The 3,167-nt window shown below is 67.4% G+C and carries 3 protein-coding genes; 2 read left to right on the top strand and 1 reads right to left on the bottom strand.

Annotation, left to right across the window (positions count from 1 at the left end; all coding sequences use genetic code 11):
* Positions 1–564 precede the first annotated feature (564 nt).
* Positions 565–1,872 (bottom strand): ISL3 family transposase, encoded by a 1,308-nt coding sequence (locus VGD85_RS00535; RefSeq protein WP_331061494.1) that lies wholly within the window; start codon positions 1,870–1,872, stop codon positions 565–567.
* Between the two features lie 450 nt (positions 1,873–2,322).
* Here VGD85_RS00535 and VGD85_RS00540 point away from each other — a divergent pair, with 450 nt between their 5' ends.
* On the top strand, positions 2,323–2,799 hold the full coding sequence (locus VGD85_RS00540; protein WP_331061495.1) for a hypothetical protein: 477 nt from the start codon (positions 2,323–2,325) through the stop codon (positions 2,797–2,799).
* A 44-nt stretch (positions 2,800–2,843) separates the two neighbouring features.
* A partial coding sequence (locus VGD85_RS00545; protein ID WP_331061496.1) for a hypothetical protein occupies positions 2,844–3,167 on the top strand: 324 nt, incomplete at its 3' end.

Below are 3,167 nucleotides of genomic sequence, written 5' to 3' on the forward strand. Positions count from 1 at the left end.
CGTCTGGCTGGACGTTCGGCACGGGCGATGGCGCCGCGCCCTCCACGGACCGCCTATTCGTGGGGAAATACGTGCTGGCCTCTGGTGGAGCTGAGTTGCGCACGGTGGAGTACATGACGGACCTGCGTCAGTGGCGGATAAGTTGTGATGAGCGACTCGTGAGGCTGGATAGCGCCGTCCAGGTGTACTGGCGAGAGTCGCTGGGCGGGCCTCTGTGGGTTGCGCCTCGTGAAAGTGGTGCAATATGCCGCGATCTCCTACCCGAGCGGCTCGCTCTTCCGTCGATCCGCGCAGCTCTCGCGTGGACCGATGCGTCGCTCGAAGGGGTTAGCGCAACAACGACTTACCTTGGACGTCCAGCGACGGAGTTCCGAACGGACTCGGGGCGGTGGATAAATGACGCCGAATCGGGCATCACCCTTTCAATCGACCTGAGTGCGGATTCCAATCCAATCGTTCTTGAGACGCTTTCCTTTGCCGCGTCGGCCCGTCCTTCGACTGGCTGGGCTTCTGTTGGCGAACCATATTCGCCTTGGCCCGGCCCCTTTGCCGTTTAGGGGCTCATCACAGACGAGGGTGTAGTTGGGGTCTGAATCCGCCGGCCTCGAGTAGGCATCGGGCGATGTAGTTGGTCAGATTGCGGAACCCGAGGGCGGAGCCGCGGAGGTGCTCGAGGCGTCCGTTGATCGCCTCGGTGGGGCCGTTGGAGGTGCCGGGCCGGTCGAAGTAGGCCAGCACGTCGGCGGCCCTCTTCTTCAAGGTGCGTCCAAGGGTGATCAGCTCGGTCAACGCGGCGGGGACACCGGAACTGACCGACTCGATGACCGCGGCCATCAGCTCGCGCCCGCGGGTCCGGTCGGGTTCGCGGTAGGCGGCGATCATCCGCTGGTAGATGCCCCAGGTCGCCTCGACCTCGACGTGCTCCTCGCGGTCGAACAGGTTCTGCAGGCGGCTGGTCTGCTTGTCGGTGAGCAGGTCGGCGCCGGTGTGCAAGGTCCTGCGTGCCGTGTAGAGCGGGTCGCCCGAACGGCCGCGGTGACCGTGGATGTCCTGCTGGACCCGGCGCCGGCAGCGATCCAGGGCGTCACCGGCCAAACGGACCACGTGAAAGGGATCCATCACCGCGACCGCGTCTGGCAGCTCCTCGACGGCGGCGGTCTTGAACCCGGTGAACCCGTCCATCGCGACGACCTCCACCGCGTCGCGCCAGGACTGCTCACGTTCGGACAGCCACGTCTTGAACGCCTGCTTCGAGCGGCCCTCGACCATGTCCAGCAGCCGCGCCGGCCCGGTCCCGTCGCGGATCCCGGTCAGGTCGATGACCACAGTCACGTACTTGTCCCCGCGTCTCGTGTGCCGCCAGACGTGCTCATCCACCCCAACTGCGCTGACCCCGTCGAACCGGGCCGGGTCGTCGATCAGGACCCGCTTGCCCTCGGCGAGGACCGCGTCGTTCGCGGTGTTCCACGACACCCCAAGGCCCTCGGCGACCCGCGCGACAGTCAGGTGCTGGCACACGATCCCTTCCAGCGCCCACCGCAGCCCGCGCCGGGAGAGCTTCGCCCGCGGCTCGGCCGCGCGGCTCGTGTCCTGGCGCCACACGTGCCCACACCCGGTGCACCGGTAGCGCCGGATCGTCACCTCCAGCGTGGTCGGGCGCCAGCCGAGCGGCTCATGCGCCAGCCGCCGGGTCACGGTGTCCCGCGGGAGACCTTCGCAGCCGCAGCGGCGACACCACTGGTCGGGTTCGACCACACGGCAGGCCAGCACGGCCCGGTCCGGCTCGAGTCGTTGGCCGGTGACCTCGAGGCCGAGCTCCTCGAGGCGGCAGAACGTGGTCAGGTCAGGGGAAGCGAAGGTAGCGTCAGACACGTCGAGGTCTTCTGGATGGACGGCGTAGGAACCTCCATCATCGGGAGACCTCGACCCCTACTTGGACTCGGCCCCCGCACCAGCCGCTACACCCTGAACTGTGATGAGCCCGTAAAGTTTGGTGTGGATCGTGTTCCTGACCGGGCGGTCGAAGAGGAACGTGCGTGGTTACAGGGACTCCAGACAGGGGAGCCCCATCGCATCGATGGAGGGGTTGTGAGTAGCACTCTTCGTGTACTCAGTCACCGCCACGGTCGAAGCCTGGAGCAGGCTAGGGCAGGCGGGTTCTCGGGTCGGCGACGCGTCGCGGGCGCCTTGGCGGTCGCGCTTGGCGCCGCTGTCGCGGTGACGGCGGCACCGGCGTCAGCGGCCTCACCCGGGCCGGTCCCGGTCAACGTGAGTGCGGCCGCTCTGCAGGAGCTGCCGGACAGCGCTCAGTCGCAGGCTCCTGTGATCGCCACGGGGACCGCGGTGGACTTCGTCGACCACGGCAGCGGTGTCCAGGTCTTCGCATCCGCGGCGCCCGGCGAGGCATACCTCGACGCGATGGCGCCGGGCGACTCGTTCAACAACGTCCCGGTCGCGCGCGGTGCCGTGGACGGCTCGGGCGGGTTCACGCTTCGCGCGAACATCGACTCTCTGCCCGCGGAGTACCGCGGCCCGGATGGCCAGGTCGACCTGGTCATCGTGGTCTGGGACGGGGAGAACGCCGGCCAGAGCGACGTGAGAACCTTCTCCTCGCCGACCCCGGACAAGCCACGCGGTGTCGCGACCGTCAAGGCCGACGAGAAGCAGGTCTCCCAGCCCGGTACCGAGTTCCCCAAGGATTACCTCACGTGCAGCACCACCTTGTTGAGCCGCGGCTACCTGAGGAGCGCGGAGATCGGGGACAGCCAGACCCTGACTGGAAGCAGACCGCGTGGATGACGTACTCGTCGTCGCAGTCGGTCTCCCTCGGTACCGCGTTCGACGTGAGCACCGACAGCGTCGGCTGGAAGGCGGGCGGCACCGTCTCTCGGTCGAGCTCGTTCACCGCCAGCTGGGATGCGTCCGCGGCGAACCGCTCCTACACATTGGAGAGCGAGCTCGGCAAGTACAAGGAGGTCTGCTACATCGTCAGCGGCGGGAGCTCCTCCTACGCATACACGAAGTACAGCTTCGTGCCGATCAAGCTCACCGGCGGCTACTCCACCGCCGGCACCGCAAACTTCACCGCCAACTACTGCACCGGCGCACTCGCCGCGGGCACCTTGAACCGGCACGGGTTCTCTGCCGCTCTCATACTGGCTGCTCCT

It is taken from the genome of Nocardioides sp. (assembly GCF_036401255.1).
Lineage (GTDB): Bacteria > Actinomycetota > Actinomycetes > Propionibacteriales > Nocardioidaceae > Nocardioides.